Source organism: Brakhagea slesvicensis (assembly GCF_052161625.1).
Classification (GTDB): domain Bacteria; phylum Planctomycetota; class Planctomycetia; order Pirellulales; family Pirellulaceae; genus JBKCUI01.
In genome coordinates, this window is sequence record NZ_CP197412.1 from 4,740,317 (window position 1) to 4,756,370 (window position 16,054).

General features: G+C 54.3%; 11 protein-coding genes. 4 read left to right on the forward strand and 7 right to left on the reverse strand.

Going from position 1 to position 16,054, the window contains the following annotated elements:
• Window positions 1-24 precede the first annotated feature (24 nt).
• Window positions 25-2,190, forward strand: coding sequence for an alpha/beta hydrolase (locus SH467x_RS17955; protein WP_482368473.1), 2,166 nt, complete (start codon window positions 25-27; stop codon window positions 2,188-2,190).
• Here the strand turns inward: SH467x_RS17955 and SH467x_RS17960 are convergent.
• On the reverse strand, window positions 2,187-5,732 hold the full coding sequence (locus tag SH467x_RS17960) for a PVC-type heme-binding CxxCH protein (protein WP_482368474.1): 3,546 nt from the start codon (window positions 5,730-5,732) through the stop codon (window positions 2,187-2,189). The genes SH467x_RS17955 and SH467x_RS17960 overlap by 4 nt on opposite strands.
• A gap of 234 nt (window positions 5,733-5,966) precedes the next feature.
• Between SH467x_RS17960 and SH467x_RS17965 the strand changes: the two genes are divergently transcribed.
• The 3 genes from SH467x_RS17965 (at window position 5,967) to fliM (ending at window position 9,589) form a co-directional block, all read left to right on the forward strand.
• Window positions 5,967-6,953, forward strand: a complete 987-nt coding sequence (locus tag SH467x_RS17965) for an ROK family protein (protein ID WP_482368475.1) — start codon at window positions 5,967-5,969, stop codon at window positions 6,951-6,953.
• 279 nt (window positions 6,954-7,232) lie between these two features.
• Window positions 7,233-8,513 carry a glutamate-5-semialdehyde dehydrogenase gene (locus SH467x_RS17970; protein WP_482368476.1) on the forward strand — a complete coding sequence of 427 codons (1,281 nt, stop codon included), beginning with the start codon at window positions 7,233-7,235 and terminating at the stop codon, window positions 8,511-8,513.
• 68 nt (window positions 8,514-8,581) lie between these two features.
• The gene (gene fliM / locus SH467x_RS17975) at window positions 8,582-9,589 is read left to right on the forward strand and encodes a flagellar motor switch protein FliM (RefSeq protein ID WP_482368477.1); all 1,008 of its coding nucleotides are present in this window, start codon (window positions 8,582-8,584) and stop codon (window positions 9,587-9,589) included.
• Here the strand turns inward: fliM and SH467x_RS17980 are convergent.
• From SH467x_RS17980 to SH467x_RS18005, 6 genes are all read right to left on the reverse strand, one after another.
• Window positions 9,569-9,901, reverse strand: a complete 333-nt coding sequence (locus SH467x_RS17980) for a hypothetical protein (RefSeq protein ID WP_482368478.1) — start codon at window positions 9,899-9,901, stop codon at window positions 9,569-9,571. The two genes, fliM and SH467x_RS17980, sit on opposite strands and share 21 nt — an antisense overlap.
• 1,292 nt (window positions 9,902-11,193) lie before the next feature.
• Window positions 11,194-11,703 carry a hypothetical protein gene (locus SH467x_RS17985; protein ID WP_482368479.1) on the reverse strand — a complete coding sequence of 170 codons (510 nt, stop codon included), beginning with the start codon at window positions 11,701-11,703 and terminating at the stop codon, window positions 11,194-11,196.
• Window positions 11,681-11,977, reverse strand: coding sequence for a hypothetical protein (locus SH467x_RS17990; protein WP_482368480.1), 297 nt, complete (start codon window positions 11,975-11,977; stop codon window positions 11,681-11,683). The genes SH467x_RS17985 and SH467x_RS17990 overlap by 23 nt, the downstream gene beginning before the upstream one ends.
• Window positions 11,978-12,198: 221 nt before the next feature.
• On the reverse strand, window positions 12,199-14,208 hold the full coding sequence (locus tag SH467x_RS17995) for a tape measure protein (protein ID WP_482368481.1): 2,010 nt from the start codon (window positions 14,206-14,208) through the stop codon (window positions 12,199-12,201).
• Window positions 14,209-14,219: 11 nt separating this feature from the next.
• Entirely contained in the window at window positions 14,220-14,675 is a 456-nt protein-coding gene (locus SH467x_RS18000; RefSeq protein ID WP_482368482.1) for a hypothetical protein, read from the reverse strand.
• 46 nt (window positions 14,676-14,721) lie between these two features.
• Window positions 14,722-15,942, reverse strand: a complete 1,221-nt coding sequence (locus tag SH467x_RS18005) for a phage major capsid protein (RefSeq protein WP_482368483.1) — start codon at window positions 15,940-15,942, stop codon at window positions 14,722-14,724.
• Window positions 15,943-16,054 lie beyond the last annotated feature (112 nt).

Sequence of the window (16,054 nt, forward strand, 5' to 3'; positions counted from 1 at the left end):
ATCTCTCCACGCATGGAAGACGCTATGAACCCACTCCAGTTCCAACGACCGCTTTCCTCTGAACCCCATGCCTCGGGGGGCCATATCACTGGGCCCCATATCACTGGTCCCTGTTCCATACGTCATGTGCAACGGGGCCCACGACGGGGGGGGCGGGCAGCCCAAGCTTTCCGGTACGCGCTGGCCGGCTGTCTCTTGGGAGTTCCCTTGTGCCAGGCCGCGCTTGGCGAGTACCCGATATTCCAACCCCCTGCAGCGCCGGCCTCGGAATCCAATTCCCCTGCCACCACTGCTGATCCTTTACGAAAACCCCTCGAAACTTGGATCGGATGGATCGAGGCACCCGAGACGCACCTGCGTTGGTTCGTTCAGTTCCAAAAGGATTCCAAAGGGGTTCTTCAAGGGAGCAGCTCCACTCCTGAAGTCCAGACAAAACCAACTCCCTTTTCCAAACTGGAGGTCGCTAATGATGCTTGGAAACTGGAGTGGACCGATCCGGTTACCAAGCAAATTTGGACTTACGTCGGCAATCAAGAGTCCGCGAACAAAGTTACCGGCTTGCTGGTGATCGGGCCTCAAACCATCGCTGTTCCTCTCGTTCGTGCCGAGCAGCTACCCGCCGAATCGAAAGAGACGCTCGGCGCGGACATCGTATGGACCGACTCGCAACCTTCCATCGGCGCTAGTTCATCGGCCAATCCATTCGATTTTCGCTTTCGCTTCTACACCAAGCCACCCTACACAGAACAGAAACCCCGTATCCTTTTTGACTCCCTTGCTAAAAACCTGATCGGCAAACCGGTCGACTTTCGAAGGGACGAGGATGGTACGTTGGAGTTTTCGATTCCCTCCTTGAATGCCGAGTATCGAGCTGTCCTCGCCTCGGAAGACACGATGGCGGGGACGTTCCGACGCAGAGAACTGGCCAATCCATTAGAGATGAAACTCTGGAAGCCAAAGGGTAAGACCGCTCTCTCTCCCAAAAAAGAAGAGGCTCCTCAGCCAACAACGAATTCCCAATCCAAAGCGGAAGCTGCAGCGGCTGCGAACACCAAAAAGGCAGAAGAGGATTCGGTTCGTATCACCATGGACTCCGCCCGAGCCGACACCGCCGCGCGAGACCTCGCTCCCAACGAATCCGCATTCCTGCTCGATATCCGCGATCGTAAAATTCGAGCCGGCCGAAAATCGGACGAACCACCCGCATTCCTGGCCTGCACTCTCACTCTCCCAGAAACGACATCTTCCTCACCGGTTCCCGCAGTGGTCTTGCTCTCCACCTACGGACCACAAGATCGGGACGGGACGCACGGAACCTACAAACCCTATCGAGACCTGGCTCGATGGCTTGCGAACCAAGGCGTCGCTTCCATTCGCTTTGACGACCGTGGCGTTGGTGGAAGTGCTCCCCCCGATAGCCAATTCACCCCGACAAAATCCATCGAGGATCTCCAATCCGTCTTGGCGCATCTCGCAAAAAACCCCCTTATCGATGCCAAGAAAATCGGTCTGCTGGGGCATGGCGAAGGTGCTGGTACCGCAGTTCTGGCGTCATCCACCAATCCCGCGATCTCCTTTTTGATTTTGCTCGCTCCTCCCGGTGTTTCCGGCAGCGAACTGCTCCTATCCCAATCCAGAAAGCTTGCTGTGCTCGATGGAATGGCCCCGAAGAATCAAATCCTCATGGAATCCATCCAACGCAGAATCCATACCCTCGCGCGTGCCAGCTTGAGCGAAGAAACAGCAATCGATGAGGTGCAGCAGTTGGTTATCAAGCATTGGGAGGACTTAAAGCAATCCGTCGCAGGAGAGAAGACTGCAGCCGAGTGGACGCAACTGCGAAAGGACTTGGAGTCGCAGCTTCTTTCGGACTACGAAAACCTGCGATCTCCTTGGAGCAAAGAATTCTTGTTCAACGAACCTGCCGCATCGTGGATGCTGCAGCGATGCCCAATCCTGGCTGTTTGGGGGGAACGGGATCTGCAAATCGTCCCCGAGGTAAACCGCCCCAAAATCGAAGAGGCCGTTGCCCGAGGATCCGCGAAGTCGATTCGATTGGAACAGGTTCGCGGCCTCAATCACTGGCTTCAGCCGGTTCCGAATGACTCCACCCGAGAATGGGAAGAGAATACCCCAATCTCGGACGATCTCCTCAGAGTCCTCGAGTCCTGGATCGCAATCCAACTTTAGGGAGCAAGTCGGGCAGTGGACTTCTCGCGGTCGACTCGGATCTGAACGCGATCCCCCATAACAGGTCGCTTAACCCCGACTTGAAGTCTCAATGGTCCGGTCTTCACATCGAAATGCACGGTGTCCCCTTCGATCGCCGTGGGAACTCCTTGTACCCAAAGTAGCATCCCCTTCTTCGCATTTTCACCGAGCAGGAGCTTCAGGGTTCCCTCGCGGTCCACTTGAAGCTCAGTCATCAGGAAAGTGACCGGCTCCATTCCGGCATGGGGCTGAAAGGTTGCTGTCCCGCTTAACGGCACTTGCCCCGATACCAATGCAGCGGATGGTTGCCAAGTGAACGCGGATTGATCTCCGGTGACGGAATCAAAACTGGTTCGATTGAACAGCTGATGCGCTTTTTGTGTCCAGACGAGCGACTTCCAATCCCGAAGCGAGCCGTCTTCTTGAACACGCATCGGGCCATCGATCCGACCCATCTCGATCATGAATCGGAGCAAATCGATCGCTTCCGATTCGCTTAACGAATCGAGCAAACCATCGGGCATCAGTGACCGCGAGTCTTTGCTTTCATCGATCGATTCCTTCAAAATGCGAATCTCTTTCCCATCCGCTCCTCGCAACGTTACCGTTGTGTCGGTCTCTCCAACTGGAATGCCCGTTACGATTTCGTCGTCAACAGTCCGTATCAACTTGGCGTTGTAACCCTCCTTCACTTTCGCAGCCGGATGGAGGAGCGCTTCGACCAAATAGTCTGCAGGTGCTTGCGCGACAATCGAAGACAAATCAGGACCTACGAGCCCTCCCACTCCCGCGATTCGGTGACATTGGACGCACTGCAATTCGGCCCGCCTATAAATCATTTCGCCTCGATGTGGGTCGCCAGACGATTGTGCTTTTGCAATCCATTGGTCGCGAAGGGACTCGGACCATACCCAGCGATTCTCCTTGAGCTTGGCTGCCGATTCGATCGTCTCAAGCAGTTTTGTGGCTTCAGCGCCACTGCTGCGAATCGCGGCCCGAACTTGCCTCCCTGTCTCAGGTGCAATGGCAACCTTCGACTTCGATACAGCACTTGCGAGAGCATCCGCTCCCCCTTTCTTTCCCAATACCAATCTCACGATCTGATTCCAAGCTGCATCGGTGACGCCGCCCGTCGACATCTTCGAGGCGATCGCTTCACAGGCCCCCCCTAAATCAAACTCGAGGGTTTGCTCGATCGCAGCAACCGATACCACGGCATCTGCGTCCTGAGTCAACTGAATCACTTGTCGCTTTGCGTCGGCATCCCCGATAGCAGCAAGCCCCGCGATGGCTGCCGACCTTACCTCGGAACTCGAATCTTGCAGAGCGCTGGCGATCCGCCCTCGTAGTTCACCAACCTTCCATTGACCAATCGCTCGCAACGCCAACTTGCGCATCGCTTGATCCCCAGCCTCCGTCGATTGAGAAAGGGCATCAAGTACCGCTTTGGCCTCGTTGGATGGTGCAACGACTTGTTTCTTCGCTTTGCTTCCATCTAAAAGTGCGGCGAAGATCGAAGCTTTCGAGGTGGGGTCCAACGCGGGTTTCGCATCCGAGCGAGTCAGCACATCCAACAAACGCGACTGTTGCGAAGGGGTTCCAAGCTCGGCGGCTAAGAGAAGCAACTCGGATGCGTTCGTATTGGAAGTAACACTCCCCGTTGCGATCAACTGAAGCAATGCATCGACGCTCGAAGGATCCTGAACGGCCCGCATCGCAAAGGCAATATGATTTGGCTTTCCATTGAGCCCGTTCGGGTTGGTGTTGAAATCAGGCAACCAAGCATCTTTGAGGTCGCGGAGTGTTTGCCACAACGCAAAATCTAAAAATCGATCCATCGGTTGATCGAGAACCTGACAAGCCAATGCAGCGGACTCTGCTGTGGGAATTTGAGAGAGTATTCGCAACGTCTCCAATCGAACGCGCGGGTGCGAATCGGTAATACCGGATTTCGCTCGCTGCAACCAAACGTTCCATTGACTTGGGGTAAGGAGCTGGCCAGACGCACGTGCCAATCGGATTTCGCGACTCAACTGGTTGCGGTACGCGTGGTACGCGGCTGCACGAATCCGGCCATCTTCGCTTCGCAATAGTTGCTCTTGCATTTCGGTCGGAAACTCTTCTTGCCCTTCCAGCATCCACAACCATTGCAAACGATCCAGTTCGCGGGCTGCTCCTGTCCAAGCCCCGCGTACCTGCTCCATCGATGGCGCTTTGAGCCGCATCGCTTGCGTGGCAAATAGACGAGGCAAATCGGCATCGTCGGTCATCAAACTCGAAAGCTCTTCGAACGAGAGATTGGTATCGATTGGCTTCCATTTCGACTTCTTCTGGTCCTTGTGTGTCAAACGCCAAATGCGGCCATGCGTTCTGTCACGACGTGGATCGCGGAAATCGACTTCACCGTGCTGAATGATCGGGTTGTACCAGTCCGCGATGTAGAGGTGACCATCGAGCCCTTGCTTCGCGTCGATCGGACGGAACGCAACATGGGTCGTCTTGATGACTTCTTGTTGTTGAACCGACTCGTAGCCGGATCGATCGTCCGTGACAACGAAACGACAAACCCGATGCGCTCGGAAGTCGTTGGTGACCATGGACCCTCGGATGCTTTCGGGCCAGTGCGAGCCGCTGAGAATCTCCAGTCCACAATGCTTCGGACTGCCAGGATTCAGTCCTCCCAAAAATCGCGTTCCACCCACAGCAGTTACAAAAACACTACCCGGAAAGACGTAATTGATTCCCTCTCCATAAGCTCCATCGGTTGCAAACATCTGACCGTATCGATCGAAGTGCACACCCCATGGATTGACGAAACCACGCGCGACAACCTCCAACTGCTTGGTCGAAGGATGATAACGCCAGATACCGCCACCATTGAGTCGCTCCACCCCCCAAGGCGTTTCGATGTGCGAGTGGATGTAGATGGATTGGTTCATGTAGAGCCAACCATCGTGGCCCCATCGCAGCGAGTGCAACAGATGGTGCGTATCCTCGGTCCCGAATCCGGAAAGGATGACTTGCTTTTCATCCGCGACCAAATCCCCGTCCCGATCGACCATGTACTCGAGCTTGTCGCTGTTGACAACATAGGCGCTGGCCATCGGACCATCATTGCCTGGAAGCACACCTGTTGGAATCAATAGGCCATCGGCGAACACCGTCGTTTTGTCGGCCACCCCATCCCCGTCCGTATCCTCCAAAACAATGATTTTGTCGTTGGCGGGTTTCCCCGGAACAATCTGCGGATACGTTTCGCTGCTAGCAACCCACAAACGACCGCGATTGTCCCAGTTCATGTGAATCGGCTTCGCCAATTGAGACGCATCGCCGGCAAACAATTCAGCTGTCCATCCATCCCCCATCTGAAACGTGGCCAGCTCCTCTTTCGCATTTGGAATGGGAATATCGGTCAGATCTCGCTGCGCGGATGCAGTGCCGGCCATCAAAGCGGCGATTACGGAGGAGAAAAGCATTCTCGCGATTTGTCTGCGCTTCAAGGTAGCAGTTGTACGATCCATTCCGATTCTGTGAGGTGAGAGGGAAAAATGGTGGGAAAGCCAATAACCGGCGTTGGGTGGGCTTCGGTGGTGGGGCGGCTGTCGCACTTCCATTCGGTTGCTGTGGCCAATCGCGTTCGATCGGTCGATCCTGGGTTGTACGACACTCGCTATTCGTAGACTATACTTTAATCGAACGGAGACGTCTTGAGGGCCGTTTCCCATCTTTCCAACGACCTTCGCCGAATTACTTACATGACTCAGTTCTATTGCGGCTTTGATTTAGGTGGGACCAAGATGCTTTGCGTCGTGATGGACGAGAAGCAGAAAATCGTGGCTCGCAAACGAAAGAAGACAAAGGGCACCGAAGGGGCTCAAGCGGGAGTGACGCGCATCGCCGATTTGGTGCGAGAAACATTCGCCGAAAATGATCTGCCTATCCATGAATTAAAGTCCCTCGGGGTCGGTTGCCCCGGTCCCGTGGATATGGACCAAGGAATCGTCAACGTCGCCGTCAACCTGGGGTGGAAAAACGTCTCGCTCGCCGCCATGCTCGAGGATGCCCTCGACTGCCCGGTGTCCGTCCTGAACGACGTCGATGCCGGCGTTTATGGCGAATACTGCGCAGGGGCCGCCATCGGGGCTCGCAGCGTCGCCGGGATTTTTCCAGGCACAGGTATCGGCGGCGGATTCGTTTACGAAGGGCAAATCCTCCGAGGACGTCGATCTTCCTGTATGGAAATTGGCCATACCAAAATCGCTTCGACCAATCGCACCAGCGGAGTCGATATGCCCGGCACTCTCGAGAGCGAAGCGAGCCGGCTCGCGATCGCTGCAGAATGCGCGAAACTTGCCTACCGCGGAGAAGCCCCCAACCTGCTGCGAGCCGTCGGCACCGACATCGCCCAGATCCGCAGCAAAGTCCTCGCCGCTTCCATCCGCGATGGTGACAAAGCTGTAGAAAATGTCGTACGACAAGCAGCCCAAACGGTCGGATATGCCGTTGTGAACCTAGTCCATATGCTCTGCCCCGAAGTGATCATCCTTGGCGGCGGGCTGGTCGAAGCGCTCGAAGGCCTTTATCTGGACGAAGTGAACCGAATCGCCAAGAAGAATATCCTTCCTTGCTACAGCGGAATGTTCGAAATCAAAATGGCGAAACTCGGTGACGACGCCGGAGCCATGGGAGCTGCCCTGTGGGGACAAAAGAAATCCATAACCCCCGCCGTCGCAGCCCTCTAATCGAGCATCAGGCAGCGCAGCCCCCTTGCCCCCCTGCTCCCCCTGCTCCCTGCTCCCTGCTCCCTGCTCCGTGCTCCCTGCTCCGTGCTCCCCTTGCTCCTTGCTCCCTGCTCCCTGCTCCCTGCTCCCCCTGCTCCCTGCTCCCTGCTCCCTGCTCCACGCTCAGAGAACTCGCGAAAAGACCCAAGCTAGCATTCGCTTCGCGATTGACCCCAGCTCCGACTTTTCCGATACTCCCCACGACCTGTTTTTCCAATCTACCGAGTCTGCCGCGACGACATGACCATCCCCTCGACTATCCCCCATCTGGAATCTTACTGTCGCGATGTGGCGGACCGAGCGAAACGGGCTGCAAGGCAGATGGCGAGCCTATCGACGGCCATTAAAAACCAATGGCTGCTCCATGCCGCCGACGCCTTGGTCGCCAACGAGTCGGCACTCCTCGATGCCAACGCCGTCGATTTGTCCAAGGCGGATGAATATGGATTGACCTCGGCCGAACGAGAGAGATTAAAACTAACAACGGATCGAATCGCACAAATTGCGTCCGGTTTGAGAGAAGTCGCCGCCCTAGCCGATCCGGTGGGAGAGGTGATCGAAGGTTCTCGACGCCCCAACGGTTTGGAAATTCAAAAGACGCGCGTCCCGCTCGGCGTCCTCTTTTTTATCTACGAATCTCGGCCCAACGTTACGGCCGACGCTGCTGCTATCGCTATCAAAAGCGGAAATGCAATCATCCTGCGAGGAGGCAAGGAGGCTATCCATAGCTCCCAAATGATCGTCGAAACCTTGCGTGAATCTGCACGCGTTTGCGATCTTCCCCTCGATGCGCTGCAAATGGTTGCCACGACCGATAGATCCGCTGTTGGCCACTTTCTTAAAATGTCCGATGCGATCGATTTGGTGATCCCCCGTGGCGGCGAAGCGTTGATTCGACGCGTTGTCGCAGAAGCGACGATGCCGGTCCTGAAACATTACGATGGCAACTGCCATGTCTATGTCGACCGTCATGCCGATTTAGAAATGGCCTTCCGCATCGTCGAGAACTCCAAATGCCAACGTATGGGTGTTTGCAACGCCATGGAATCGCTCTTGGTGCATCGAGATGTTGCGGATCTTTTTCTTCCTCAGCTTGAGGAACGACTCTCTGCGTACAACATCGAGTACCGAGGTGACGCTGATTGCCGCCGGCTGATCCCAGCTACGATCCCTGCAACGGAAGCGGATTGGAGCCGCGAATATCTCGGCCCCACCATGAGCGTAAAAGTGGTTGGATCGCTCGACGAGGCGATCGATCACATCGAACAATACAGCTCGCGCCACACGGAATCCATTGTGACGAATTGCATTCAATCCGCAGACCGTTTTGTTCGAGAAGTCGATTCCGCCGCTGTGATGATCAATGCCTCGACCCGTTTCAACGACGGTGGACAATTGGGAATGGGAGCGGAAATTGGAATCAGTACGGATAAGTTTCACGCACGAGGCCCCTGCGGGCTTCGAGAGCTTACCACTTACAAGTTCATCGTTCGCGGGAACGGTCATATTCGTGCCAATTGATGGAACGCTCCAATCGCCCCCACCACGATTTACGTAATTCATAAAGAGATAGGGAAAGGATACCCTCCATGTCAGACGACGTACTGAGCCGCAGCGATGTGGAAAGTCTGCTCCAATCTCTTGAGCCGCAGGCCAAACCGGCAGGGGACCCTAAAAAAACAGATCCCAAGAAGCCCGGTGCGCCCAAAATGCGCATCCTGGCATACGACTTCAAACGACCAGAACGGGTCGGTAAAGAACAGATGCGTGCACTCCAGTCCCTGCACGATGGCTTCTCTCGCAACCTCGGAGCATCCCTCTCCGCTGTCCTTCGTTCCATGGTCGAAGTCCGCTTGATCAGCGTCGATCAATTGACTTACAGCGAATTTGTCTACAGCCTAACCATCCCAACCTGCTTCAATCTTCTCAAACCCCTCCCCTTGGAAGGAAACTGGGTGCTGGATATCAGCCCTGCACTCCTATTCCCAATTATCGATCGCATGCTGGGGGGCGGCGTATCGGGTGATTCCACCCTCAAACGTCCACTCTCCGAAATTGAACTGAGACTCGCGACCCGCATCAGCAATGTCTTTCTCCGTGAACTGCAAACCGCTTGGTTCAACATCGTGGAGATGAACATCGAAGTCGAACGAGTGGAGAGCAATCCCCAACTGGTTCAAATCGTTCCTCCCAATGAAGTTGTTGTGATGGTCAGCTTCGAACTGACCATTGGACAAGTCCGAGGGATGATCAATCTTTGTATCCCATACAACACCATCGAACGGGTGAACAGCAAATTGACCAGCAACAGCTGGATTGGCTACGCCTCCGCTCGAAGCAACGTTGAAACGAAGTCTCAATTGCTGCAACGACTCGATGGCTCGGAAGCAGAAGTCATCGTCACCCTCGCTCGCTCTAAAATCAAAACATCCGACCTCTTTGATCTAGAAATCGGCGATATCATCTCCACCGAAAAAGATACGGGCGAACCCCTCGAGGTGGAAATCTCTAACCGGGTCAAGTTCCTCGCATCCGCAGGAGCATTCAAAGGCCGCAAAGCGATTCAGATCGAGGCCCTATTGGACAAGAACCCCTGACGCGTCTTGCATCGCTTTCTGACGCTCAATCTCATCCAACAACGCGTCGACCGTTAGTCCATACTTCCCAAGAACGGATACGAGCGCTCCCCCAACATGCCGGCACTCGCCCCGCCGCATGCGATCGGCACCTACAGGCGTCGCGACAAAACCCACTGGATTCGCAACAAAAGAAGTGCGACCGCGAACCGCTCCCAACTCGTTCCGGGATGAACTTGATTCCTGCGTCGCTTCCGATTGAACCGAATCAAAGTCGAATCGAGTTTGAACCAGTTTCCCCGATTCTCGACCTGCGAAAGTTGCTGCTGCCATGTCTCCATTCCCTTCCCAAAAAACGGGGGGCTCTCGAAGCTCCCCTCTGTCTTTGTCCGAATGAATTCGGTGTCAGGAAGGCTCGTCTCCCTGACTCCACTTCATCATCGAAATGGGAGGGACACGTCTGGTCACAGCCAAAAAGATTTTCCTTGCAAGGCAATGCAGGCACCAGAATGTTAATGTCGACCTGCGGGATGGCGGTTCTCCTAGGGATCGAGCTGAACTTTCAGCAAAACATCCCCCGCGACGGCACTTCCACTCGCATCGCTCGATTCCGTTCGATGATCTCACGGGTGCGTTTCAAATGACTCTCTGTCCATCGCTCCAACGCATCTTGCCTGCAGCTGACCGTCAAACAATTTGTTGACGAGCAAGACAAGAAGAACGCTTCTGCTTTCCAATCGTTTAACAGTCTCGATAGGCGACCACGTCTGAATGCGCAAGCACTTCATCAAGAGTCCCTGTCTATCGGCTTAACAGATCGAGCGAAGCAGGTACCCATCCACCGCCGCAGGTCATTCTGCAAAGATGCGCTCTAGAACTCGGGAGCCGTGGAGTGGATAGAGAGTAGAGTTTAGAAGGTGAAAAGTAGAGTAGGGTGAGCAAGCAGTGTTCGCTGAACCATTCGCACGCTTGGTATCTGTTTTTTCTTGGTACAAAGCATATGGGCACATGTCGTCGCTCTTTTGCGTTGGATCGCGACAATCGATGGTTCGCAAGTACTCTGTTTGCAGAAATCGCACGACAGTAGGCGATTGCGCGTTATCCGCAAAGCGCGCAGTTGCGTGCTTTTAACTGAGGTCGATCGTCGATGGGCTTGGCCCAACACGATTGCCGACCCTCAGGCGAAGCAATAGGCCATGGAAGGCGATTTCCTCGCGGTCTTGGACTCGGAGGACAAGAGGGCCGATTTCCACGCACGGCGGCAACCCTTGGCCGGCACCGGAACGGCTGGCGAATGGACACGGAATGCGCAGCACTCAGGGTGCTATTCGATGCGTCAGGAAGCGTCAGGAAGCGAATCCGGCCCCCGTCCCCCCGCGGTAACCATCAACGAAAAAACCCGCGAATCACTTGGGAAAACCAAGGAAAACGCGGGTTTAAGGTTAATGAGAGCGGAGAGACTCGAACTCTCGACCCAAGGATTAAAAGTCCAACTTTTCAAGGTCTTTGAAAGCTCAAAAACGCTGTAAATGTCGCGATTTAGAAGGTAATCGATTGCAGCGATCGACGCAATCGTTGCATTGAATATCAGTGTTTCGGTATTTATCGGTAGTCGATTTCCCTGATTAAGGCTTATCGCAGAGCTTCGAAAGTTTGCCGTATCGGCTCGCGAAAAGAGATCCTTCGGCGCCTGCGATCGCTCGAAGCATAACGGGGATTGCTTCCAACGCATCCTCGCGGTGTTTTGCAGGAATCTGGATCTGTCCGAAGCCTTGTTTCTTGCAACTCGAAAGAGCCCCCTCAGCTTCAAAATAAAGAACTTTTAGGCATTGGAGGACGTCCGAAAGGTTAAGCATTTCAATCGCTCGAATCAAAGCGTCTTCCGATTGCCGCCGCGTAACTTCCGCTTTCACAGAAATCACGCATTTAGCGAGAGCCCTTATAGATGATCGCATGGCTTGCCAGTCCGATTCACTCGTTACGGCCTGCTCATCCTTTTCGCCAACGTGCTTTTCGTACTGTTTCAACGCGCAGGCAAGCCTCATGCCTGCCTCTTGCAATGCTTGCTCCAGCATTTCGATATGGCCAATATCGAACTCTTTCAAATCGTTCTTAGGTGCATTCGACTTTCTCATTTTCAAGCTCCAGTTGTTGAAGTCTGCGAAGGGCGCCGCGCCCGTCGCGTAAAAAAGAATCGGAAACCAAACCGGTTGCCGCGCTCCAGCGAAACGCTTCTTTAGCGTCGTCCGGATTCCATAGCTCCATCCCTGATTCGAGTCGAAGCCTCAGGGTTTCGACCTTTTCAGGTGATCCAGGGGGGAAAAGACAGGGGGAGTCCTGAGGGCGCTCAAAATGGTCGTTTTCGTGCTCCATTTGTTGCTTCCGAAAGCGGATTTGAAGCATCTTCATCCGAACCACGTTTCCCAAGGTCCCAACTCCTTTTTCAACGATTTTTCAGTGAAAACGTCCCGAAATGGCTCGGTACCGAGCGTCCCGGGCGGTCGGCGGTCAGCCTAGAAGCCAACCCCCTAAAAAAACAGCAAAAAACATGTGGTTGCGAGGACGAGCGGTCGCTGGCAACAGCGCCGCCAGGTTTCAGCCCCCCCTACCGGTCGTCGAGCCTTGTCGGCTTATGGACCAACCTTTACGATTCGCGGCGCCTTCTCGAGATCTCGCTTCATTTCCTCGTTGATCTTTGCTATCCGTTCGAGATGCTGAGCAGATTTCTCCGCGATCTGCTCAGCTCGAGACGAAATCTTTTCTTGTCGATCGATAAGAAACTTGTAAGCCTCGGCGGTTCCTGCTTTGACTGCTGGGGCGACGTTGTTGGATAGATTCTGCGGATTGCTTGCATCCTTCATCCACTTTTGAAAGTTCTTGTTCTCATCGACCATCCTTTCGCCAGAACGTCTTCGGATCTCTTCTTGCCGCTCCTTCGCTCGCGCGTTGAACTCCTCGTCCTTCTGCCGTTGCTCAGCTGCCTTGGCCGCGAGATTCTCCGCGTTGGCCTTCTGCAATGCTGCAATGGCCTCATCGATCTTCAGTAAGTCCGGGGATCTCTGGCCGCGTCGTCTAAGTTCTTCCTCCCTAAGCTCCTTCATCTTGTCGATCTGCATCTCGATCGTGTTGAGCTCCTCACGCTTCAACATCAGGTTTGCTTTGTGCAACTGCGAAAGGGTGTTCTCGCTATGCTCCTTGATCGCTTGTTCGTTCTTTGCTCGCTCATTCTGTTCATTCAACAGCTTTTTGAGGTCGCTTTCAGACAATGCCGCTTGCTTCTCGTAGTCCGCAACCATGTCGGGAATTGGAGACGATTTCTGCCCTGCGAATAATGCGGCGGCTCCGCCGAAACCTCCGATTCCAGCAGTCCAAGGGTTCTCGCTTGCAGATTTGGCATTGGCATTCGCGAAATCCAGAACCATTTTTGTCATCGGCTCGAACAACTGGCCAAGCTTGGTTTTGAATACTTCCGTTTCCGAAAGGAGCTTGTTGTATTTCCCCTGGACGGTTCCCAGTTGTTTCTCATTCATCAAAGCGAAGCGACCAACGCCTTCGGTTGCGAATTGCAAAGAATCCTGGAAAACCCTCGCCGAAATAGCTCCCTCCTCCATCAGCTTGTTTAGCTTCGCCATGTGTTCGGTAGTCGAACCTCCTACCGTCTTCGATAACTTCTCGGCGACAGCTTGAAGTGGATTGAATCCCGCATTGACCATCTGGCGGACCTCTTCCCCAGCGAGCTTGCCCTTTGCCATGGTTTGGGAGAATGCGAGAGATAGACGCTGAAAAACATCCGCATTGCCCATACTGACTTTCGAAAGAGCCTCAAGGCTTGGCATGACCTCTTTGACCGCCACGCCATAGCCAAGCATGGTTTTGGCTCCTTGCTGGATGTCAATGAACGATAGAGTAGATCTCTGATCCAGCGATCGAATGTCGCCGACCAACTTTTTCGCTTGATCGGCGGACTGTGTGAGAACTTCAAATGCGACGGTTGCCGTTTCAACTTGTGCAGCCAGTTTGAACGTGTCGGTGGTCGCCGATTTAATCCAATCGATCGCGCCATAACCAATACCGGCCGCAGTGCTTCCCAATGCTGTTCCCACTGCGAAACCTCCTACAGTGCCCGAACCAAAGGCCCCGCCCTTCGCGTTCATATCTTTGGCAGATTGTCGAACGAGGCGATTGTAGGTCTCGTGGTCAATGACGCCCCTTCTCAACTCCGCGTGATACTCCCGCATCTGCCTTGTATGTCGCTCGGTTGCCGTCTCAACGCTGCGGGTTAATGCGATGTGACGTTGTAACTCTGCGTCCTCCTGCTTCTGCAGCGCAATTTTGCGCTGCTTCTCTTCTGCTTCCCGTCTCTCAGCATCGATTTGACGCTGCACCAAAGGAGTGATAATGCCGTACTTCTTCGATACAAACTCAACCGCTTCGCCGTACCTGCCCTGGTCGATTGCCCCTTTGTTCAATGCGATGCCGAGTTGCGCCATTTCAGCGCGGTACCGCTCGTTGTCCGAAAGGGATCGAGACATATTCTGGCGAATGGTGTTCAAACTCGATCGGGTTAACTCTTCGCCCGCTCTTAGCTTGCTACCGTCAAACCCAATCGAGATGTTTGCTGCGTTGATCGTGCCGGCCATGGTCAATTCCTCTAGGTTCGAAGGATCTCTTCCGCACCCATGCCGCTCATGGTGATCGGTGCAATCTTGGGGTAGGTCAAAATGCAAACGCAAGACGCGTAGCCTCCCGCCGATCCGTCGCCCATGGTGGCCACGAGATCGAGATAGCGAAGCCGGTGGCGTAGATCGCATTGCAAGACAAAGATCTTCCCATCATCGGTTGCGCTCGGCAGAACGGCCGCGATGTCGTCGATGTTGAGATCTCCGTTGACGTCGAGCCCGTCGACGTCGACAAAGTTTGCACCCGATTCGCTAGACTCCTGGAGATTGAGCGCGGTAATCCCGATGTCGGTGGTCCCAAGGTGGAAAATAAACGTTGCGAAGCCCCATCCCATGGTGTCTACGACGGTTGTTGAGAACGACGCATTGTCAACGATCGCTCCTGGTCGAATGACTTCGACGTATTTGCAGTTCAATAGCTGGTTCATGTTGATTCCTTTGATTCTGAAGAATGGTTAAGCCGGCCAGGCTGTGTTAGGTTGCAGTAAGGCCGGTAAGTCTGTGAAAAGCCTTTGGATCAATAACGGCGAAGTCGCCGCGCCATACGGCCCGAATGAGAACCGCGTAATTCTCGAACGTGTCGCCAGCTTGATCGGATGTGATGATTTCCATTCCTAGGCGAATACCAATCAACGCTTGGGAAAAATCCCCGATAACGCCTACGGTTGCGTGTGCGTTGTTCGAAGCCAAAAACCGAACATTCTCAAGCGTCTTCGGTGGAGAGAGCCACCCGCGGGCCGCTGTGGTTCCGTCGCCTGTCTCGATGGTCCAAAGCGCGTCGCGAAGAGTCGGGGTCAGAACACAAGCGTTTGGCTCCCGGTTGAATCCTCGGATCGTGGTGGACGCCGCAGAGAAGTCGAGCCAATCCACAGCTCCGCCGCCCGTCGATGCAATCGCGGTGTTGTTGGCAAGCCCTAGAGGTTCCTTCTCGCCCGTCCCCTGAATACCGTACTTGTCGATCTGCTCGGCAAAGTCGGCTGCGAGGGTCTTCTCAATAATCTGCGGCGCGTTAACCGCGTCCTGTAGGAACTCCTTTGACGTCTCGTACACGGCTCCAATGGTAAAGGATCGCATGCCAACATGACCAAACTTCATTTTTTGACGTGTAAAGCTCTCCAATTCCGGTTTCGACTCGAACTCGGTTTTCGACTCGATTCGCCCAATCGTAACCGTCTCGGATTTCATCATTAGGACACCTGCGCCGGCGTTTGTTAACGTCGAGTCGGCTACGACGTGATCCATCATTCCAGCGAAATGAGGCTGCTTCAAAACGCTATTGCCATTCTGATTTGTAGTGCCGGCAATCACGGCTTGAATGTCGCCATCGATGTCGCGGCCGGCTTGGGCACAAATGAGATTGCCGACAATATTCATCGAAGGGTCACAGCCAAAGTGGGCGGCGATCGATTGCCCCTGGTGGAAGATTACGTTTTCGTTGGATTGCATTTTGTTGTTCCTGGTTCGTGTGAATGGTTCGGCAGGGTCGTAGTTGAGCGGACCCGATACGTGGAAGCCGGCTTTCGCTCGCTTCTCTTCTTTGTCTTTGATCTCTTCGGTGAGCGATTTAATCTCTGCCAGCTTTCTGTCGTATTCGTGCTGCTGTGAGAAAGTCCAGCTTTCCCCATGCTGTTCAAGAAAACTCTTAGCATCCGAAACAAGCTTGTTTCGCTTGTCGTAAAGCTCTTTCATAGACATAACTTCCCTTTCGTTGGTAGAAGAGAGGGAAGACAATAAGCCCCCCTCCCCCGATAAAACGTGGAAGGAGTGCCCGTTGATTTGACGCCAAGCCTCCTTGGTCGACTGACTG

Coding starts and splice junctions, on each gene's coding strand:
- SH467x_RS17955 (WP_482368473.1), top strand. CDS start 25: ATGAACCCACTCCAGTTCCAACGACCGCTTTCCTCTGAACCCCATGCC.
- SH467x_RS17960 (WP_482368474.1), bottom strand. CDS start 5,732: ATGGATCGTACAACTGCTACCTTGAAGCGCAGACAAATCGCGAGAATG.
- SH467x_RS17965 (WP_482368475.1), top strand. CDS start 5,967: ATGACTCAGTTCTATTGCGGCTTTGATTTAGGTGGGACCAAGATGCTT.
- SH467x_RS17970 (WP_482368476.1), top strand. CDS start 7,233: ATGACCATCCCCTCGACTATCCCCCATCTGGAATCTTACTGTCGCGAT.
- fliM (WP_482368477.1), top strand. CDS start 8,582: ATGTCAGACGACGTACTGAGCCGCAGCGATGTGGAAAGTCTGCTCCAA.
- SH467x_RS17980 (WP_482368478.1), bottom strand. CDS start 9,901: ATGGCAGCAGCAACTTTCGCAGGTCGAGAATCGGGGAAACTGGTTCAA.
- SH467x_RS17985 (WP_482368479.1), bottom strand. CDS start 11,703: ATGAGAAAGTCGAATGCACCTAAGAACGATTTGAAAGAGTTCGATATT.
- SH467x_RS17990 (WP_482368480.1), bottom strand. CDS start 11,977: ATGAAGATGCTTCAAATCCGCTTTCGGAAGCAACAAATGGAGCACGAA.
- SH467x_RS17995 (WP_482368481.1), bottom strand. CDS start 14,208: ATGGCCGGCACGATCAACGCAGCAAACATCTCGATTGGGTTTGACGGT.
- SH467x_RS18000 (WP_482368482.1), bottom strand. CDS start 14,675: ATGAACCAGCTATTGAACTGCAAATACGTCGAAGTCATTCGACCAGGA.
- SH467x_RS18005 (WP_482368483.1), bottom strand. CDS start 15,942: ATGTCTATGAAAGAGCTTTACGACAAGCGAAACAAGCTTGTTTCGGAT.